General features: G+C 47.0%; 5 protein-coding genes. 1 reads left to right on the top strand and 4 read right to left on the bottom strand.

The genetic code is table 11. The annotated features are described in order from the left end of the window. From Q0510_RS13770 to Q0510_RS13780, 3 genes are all read right to left on the bottom strand, one after another. Window positions 1-2,577: SusC/RagA family TonB-linked outer membrane protein (locus Q0510_RS13770; RefSeq protein ID WP_298712736.1), on the bottom strand; the 2,577-nt coding region annotated here is incomplete at its 3' end. Between the two features lie 180 nt (window positions 2,578-2,757). Continuing rightward, the gene (locus tag Q0510_RS13775; RefSeq protein WP_298712738.1) at window positions 2,758-3,990 is read right to left on the bottom strand and encodes a FecR family protein; all 1,233 of its coding nucleotides are present in this window, start codon (window positions 3,988-3,990) and stop codon (window positions 2,758-2,760) included. 72 nt (window positions 3,991-4,062) lie between these two features. Continuing rightward, complete coding sequence (locus Q0510_RS13780) at window positions 4,063-4,656, bottom strand: RNA polymerase sigma factor (RefSeq protein WP_298712746.1); 594 nt, start codon at window positions 4,654-4,656, stop codon at window positions 4,063-4,065. Between the two features lie 712 nt (window positions 4,657-5,368). Between Q0510_RS13780 and Q0510_RS13785 the strand changes: the two genes are divergently transcribed. Beyond that, entirely contained in the window at window positions 5,369-5,602 is a 234-nt protein-coding gene (locus tag Q0510_RS13785; RefSeq protein ID WP_298712741.1) for a helix-turn-helix transcriptional regulator, read from the top strand. A gap of 154 nt (window positions 5,603-5,756) precedes the next feature. Here Q0510_RS13785 and mobC read toward each other — a convergent pair. After that, window positions 5,757-6,070: plasmid mobilization relaxosome protein MobC (gene mobC / locus Q0510_RS13790; protein WP_298712743.1), on the bottom strand; the 314-nt coding region annotated here is incomplete at its 5' end.

A 6,070-nucleotide genomic window follows, 5' to 3' on the forward strand; every position in this document is an offset into this window, starting at 1 on the left:
GGCAGGGAAGGTGACCTGTGCGTAGGGGTTCAGTTCGCTCCGGGCAATTACGCGGGGCAGCGAATTCTTCGCAACATTTCCGTTGAAGCCTGTAGCCACACGCAGCTTCAGCTGGTTAAGCCAGGGCAATCCAGTCATGAAATCTTCCCTGTGAACATTCCATGCCGCACCAATTGACCATAGCGGTTTGTATTTGTATTTCGGATTGGTGCCGAACAGGTTGGACTGATCTACCCGAAGACTCCCGCTCAACGAATATTTGTTCCTGAAAGCATAAACGATATTCGAGAAGCCGGAGATGAACCGGTTGTTCACATATGCTTGGTTAAACAATGTATTATAATCGATGACTATACGCTGGATCAGCGGGTTGATGAATCCGCTGTTTACCGTGCCGTAGTTGACGGGAAGTTGCAGGAGAGATTCGTCGTCGTACCCGAAATACGCTGCAGCAGAAGATTGCTCGACCAACTCCCGTACTTCCGCGCCGATGATGCCGTTCACGGAGTGGTCGGGATGGATCTGCTTGTCGTAGTTCAACTGTGCCCGAAATGTATAGCCTGTACTGCCGAAATTACGCTGGCGCAAAATGCCCCCCATAGGGATGTGATAGGTAGGTGCTCCAGTTGCATTGAGTTGCGTATAGGAATTAACGTATTGCCGCGCAACGTAAGTATCCTCATTCGCATAATATTTATTTTCAGACCGGGAGTTTTCATATACCCCGCCGAACCGGAAATTGAAGCCTCGTCCTATTCTGTATGTAAAATTGGCCGTAATCCTGTTGGTCGACGAACTTGTTTTATCGCTTATCTGATGCACATCAGCCAGGGGATAATACAGATTATCCAGGAGGCCTTTATTCATCAGCAACTCGTTGTAATAGGGATTGATCCTCGAGTTAGAGATGACAGGGAGCGGCTGGCCGATTTCGTCCTGCAGGCGTTCATATGGTTCGATAGATCCTATAGCGGGCACCGGTGCGGCGGCATTGCGCATCCTGGAGAAATCGGTATTTAGCTCGAGGGAAAGGCGCTTTGAAAGTTGCAGATTGGTGCGACCGGACAACTGGAACATATCATCGTCATTATTGATCTGTTGTGCCCTGTTTTTCCGATAGTTCGCCGTGATATAATACAATGCGCCGGGAGAGCCTCCCGAAACGTCGAAGTTATAGGTTTGATTGACCATCGGGCGGAGAAACAATCGTGCATAATCCGCTTCATTGTCATACCCGCTCAGTTCGGCGAATTCTCTTTCGGCCTGCTCGTGCGTAATGGTTTCACCCGCCTCCCGGGCCATTGCGTAAAATACCGGGGAATAGATCGTACCGGGATAAGTCAGCAAGTTCAGCCACGAACCATTATTAATGCTATTTGCGTACCTGGTTTGGTTATATTTAACGTTGATGCCGGAAGCATCCTCGTCCCAGCGATAACGCGTATAATTTTCCCGGGGCCGTATGCCGAGGGTGCTTCTGAAATTGAACCGTGGCTTCCCGACTGCCGCCTGCTTCCGCTGAATGATGATGACCCCGTTGGAAGCCCTTACACCGTATACAGTTGCCGCCGCTGCATCCTTCAGGAGGGTAACCGATTCAATTTCGTTGGGGTTAATGGAACTGAGCGTTAGTTCGGTGGGATAACCATCCAGCACGATCAGCGGGCTCTGGTTGGCGGAAATAGTGGAAATGCCCCGTACATTGAAGAGATTGTTGCTGGAGGCGGTACCGTCGACGTTGCTGGTAAACTGAACGTCGTTGTTGATCATAAGGCCCGGCAAGCGGTTGACCAGCCCAGAAACGAAATCGGTATTGACCCTGCTTTCATATGCTTTTGTGGATATGACCGAAACAGCACCGGTGCTCTGTTCCGGTTTGATTTTCTGGTAACCTGTACTCACATGCGTGACAGTTACTTCCGCCAACTTTTGTTGCTGCCGCTGCATAGTCACGGACAGGAAAGCTTGCTGATCTATGTGTAATACGTATGGCTGAAAGCCCAGGTAAGAAAAGGTCAGCTGATCTCCTTTGTCCGCGTTGATAACGAATTCTCCCTTTGAATCCGTCTTGACATAAGCTTTAATCTGATCCTTTTGTTGGTGAAGAATGTTGACACCCTCCAAAGGAGCTCCGCTGGAATCGACCACCTTCCCTCTGATTAGCTTGAAGGCGGCCTCTTCCGTACGGAAAGCGGGGTTTTGGATAATTTCGGTTTTCTTTGGCACGAACGTGATTGTCCGGCTGTTGATCTGATATGTAAATGGCTGGTTTTTGAGCGCGATGTCTAAAAACTCACGTAAAGGAAGGTTTTCTGCTGCAATTGTTACCTTTCGCCCCGTTCCGATTAGGGCTTCATTTCCGAATACCAAGTATCCCGTTTGCTTCTCAATTGCGTTAAACAAAAGTTTCAAAGGGACATTCGTGCCCGAATATGAGACGCGCTGCGCAAGGCTGGAGGCATGCACGTTCAAGAAAACAACAGTAAGTAGTAGCGCAGTCAATCTCATCCTTAAAAGAAATTTCATGTAGGCTCCGCTTTGTGCCCGGGCACAAAGGTGCTTTACCTTTTTTTCCATAAATTGCGATCGGTTTGGTTGATTAAATGTGGTGATCCAATACCCTTGAAACAGCTGAACTTTCCGCCACGGGCCTCACCCCGTGGCTTTTTTTCAGGCGTTCGATTTTACAATACATTAGTTTCCCGGACGGGCAACAGCCCGTCGGCGATTCATCATAGTTGCGACGATTTTCCTTTATTAATGAATAATAAGCGTCTTTCCCCCTTCCAGCCTATATTGCAAGCCGTTATTCGACAATATAGTCAGGAGTTCATTTAAAGTAATGTTCCTATCCATTTTTCCAAAAAATTTCATCCCCCGGGGACTTCCTTCATAAGAAACATTTATATCATACCAACGTTCCAACTGGCGCATCACTTCTACCAGCGACTGCCCCTCGAAATTGAAAGTACCGTTCTTCCATGCCATCACGTTGTCGATATCGGCTACCGCTACCACCCGGAGGAGGCCATCGGCCCGGTCGCCCGTCCGGGGAATTCTTGCCTGTTGACCTGGTTTTAACCGCACGGCATTCCCATGGTCGTGGGTTTCCCCAGCTGTAACCCTTACCGATCCTTCCAGCAGGGTGGCGTCGATACTTTCCTCATTGGTGTAAGCTTTTACATTAAAATGCGTGCCCAGTACCTCCACGGTGGCACGGTTGCTCACCTCAACTCGAAATGGCATCTTCTCGTTCTTCGCCACTTCGAAGTAAGCCTCCCCGGTCAGTATTACGACTCGCTCCTTCCCCGCGAACGCTGTTGGGTAGCGCAAGGAGCTAGCCGCGTTGAGCCAAACGCCGGTGCCGTCCGGCAATGTCACATGGAATTGCCGTCCCTTGGGCGTCGTCATTGTATTAAATTCCGTCTCGTTGGAACCTGGCCCGGTTTGATCGTAAGCCAGACTGCCGGCTTTTAGCACTGCGTTCGCACCTTGCTGGGAAGCCACCCTGCCATCCCCCAGGCTGTCAAGCACCAGCTGGGAGCCATCGGCAAGGGTCAAGATTGCACCATTCTTTCCCGGCATCACCGTCACCGGCCTTGCGTCCGCTACTGTGGGTTCTTGCGGGCTGAAGGATATTGCCCACCAGTACGAACTGGCTGCCAATACAAATAATACAGATGCGGCTGCCAGCCACCTAACCAATGGCCGTAGGTGGGGCGTCTCCCTTTCCGGCGGTGGTTCAGAAGCAAAACCTCCTCCTTCAAGGATCCTGTCAATTACCCTTCCCAGGACGATGTCCTCGGATTGCTGGTGCGAACGCGAAACAAGCTCGGAAAACAACGCTCCGTCTTCCAGCTCGTCCGCGAAATGCTGATGCACGACGGAGGCAGCCAACCATACATTCAGTTCGGCCGCCTCCTGGTCCGACAATCCCTCTTGGGACCGTTTCAATAACAATGTAGCTATGCGCGTCGAATCAAGGTTCATGATTATTCAATACAAACAATACGATCAGGAATTAAAAACGTCCTAACCAATTGACAACTTTTTTAAAAAAAATCAGGAATTTCCGAATTTATCCAGGTGAAGAAGGGTTAACAACACCAGTTCCAACGAATGACCGGACAACGCGTCCTTTAACAATTTAATGGCTGTAACTTTTTGATTTTTAACTGTTTTAACGCTAACCCCCAACCTTTCCGCTATCTGTGCGGGTTTAAGCCCTTCCTGGAACGATAGCAGGAAAACATTCCGGGTTCTCTCGGGAAGCTGACCCAATTGCGTATAAAGAAGCTTCACCAATTCACTTCGCACAGGCTCCAATGTGAAATCTTGTTGCTCGGATTCCATTAGCAATAACAGTTCTTGTTTCCGCTTCTCCTGCATTTGCAGCCTGGAAATAAGGGACAGGCAATGATTGCGCGTAAAAACAAACATCGAGGAGGAAAGATGGCTGATATCTTCGAATTCTTTCCGCCTGGTCCAAATCTTGAAAAATGTCTCCGCTGCCACATCTTCTGCATCCGCTTCCGATACATATCGTTGTGCGAAATAATAGACTCTGGAATAGAAAAGATGGTAAATCTCCCGGAATGCCGCCTCATTCCCTTGACGGAAACGATTAAATAATTCTGTATCTGTATGGACGGACATCTTGCTCAAGTCGAAATGTATGCACTTGTAAACATACTTTTTTTACCGATAAATTTCACAATCATAAAAAAAGTAGAGTTGTAAATCGCCCTACTTTGATATTTAAGCAAAAATATATAATACTGATAATCATTACATTAATAACGGTATCCTGAATTCATTGTTCGAAAAAATCTGATTAGAAGCATACTGTGAAATTCGGGGATTCACCAATAAAGCCGAGGGCATTCCGGTTCAAGGTGAAGGCTTCGACCAATAACGTTATATTGATATTTCAAACAATAACTTAACTGCCTCGGTAAATTTAGGGCTTGGGTGGTGAATGAAATTAATCACAGTGACAATACAATTCACGTTCATCAAGCAAATTTTTCCGCGAAGCATTCGCGCCGCAAAACAAAAGCGACCTTTTCTCCGTCTGGCGAAATTGCAGGAAAGCGAAGGCATAAAGCTCTCTCCTGGGCGAACAGCGTCGAAATCGATATGCTGAAAACCAGGCTCATAGAAAAATCTCATAATGGTTGGTAGTTTTGGAAGCCAAACCTAACCCGTTTTCAACAAAGTTGAAAACATTCCAATATATAACGGTCAGTTCTAATTTAAAGTTGAATATCCCTCTTTTCGGGAAAATAACTGGCAGGAAATTTCCCTGTTGGCTCAAAACCCATTGTTCACTAGCAAGTTTTAGTATAATTTGCAAAAAAAACGGAGGATGCCTGACATTTTACAGATTGTTGGAGCCAATTTATACAGATTGAGAAACAAAAATGGTTTTAGCCAGGAAAAATTCTCAACAATCTCAGGCATTGAAATAAGTGAAATTGAATTGTTCGAAAAAGGCAAATCTGATATGTATATACTCACCCTGGCACATATCGCTAAGATATTCGGCGTTTCATTATCGGAAATGCTACAACCTCCGGTCGTTGAAGAGAAATATACTTAACACATCGCTATGCAGTTTTTAAAAATAAGGGACTCGAACCGTGTGATTTTCTGCCGAACTGTCAAATCGTCTGCGTTGCAAGCAAACCTGGAGGACAGAATTAGCGTAGCCTTTCCGTCTGCCAACTTTGCCTCATTGTAGTGAATTGCGGATTTTATCGACCTGCCGCAGGAGATTCTTGCAACCATTTTTGCGCGAGTTTTGCAACAATTTGGAGAAGCGTTTCAATTTTGGGCTGAAGATCCACGTAACGCGAGAACGCCGTTTTTGCATAAAAAGCTTTGCGTTGTGGCTCCGGGTATGTATTGAAGTACTTTGTAATTTGATTTACATTGACTCCAATTGCCCGGATTTCGCCACGGATCGCAGAGAGTTCTTCCATTACCAAATCCAAGCTCTGGTCATGAACCACTGTACGAATGACACGGTTATGTAGAATATCCCGCAGCAAACCGGCCATTTCCGTGT

It is taken from the genome of uncultured Chitinophaga sp. (assembly GCF_937874145.1).
Classification (GTDB): Bacteria; Bacteroidota; Bacteroidia; order Chitinophagales; family Chitinophagaceae; genus Chitinophaga.

What these genes read in the sequence shown, in the direction of transcription:
- Q0510_RS13785 (WP_298712741.1), top strand. Translation starts at nt 5,369, where the DNA reads ATGCCTGACATTTTACAGATTGTTGGAGCCAATTTATACAGATTGAGA.
- Q0510_RS13780 (WP_298712746.1), bottom strand. Translation starts at nt 4,656, where the DNA reads ATGTCCGTCCATACAGATACAGAATTATTTAATCGTTTCCGTCAAGGG.
- Q0510_RS13775 (WP_298712738.1), bottom strand. Translation starts at nt 3,990, where the DNA reads ATGAACCTTGATTCGACGCGCATAGCTACATTGTTATTGAAACGGTCC.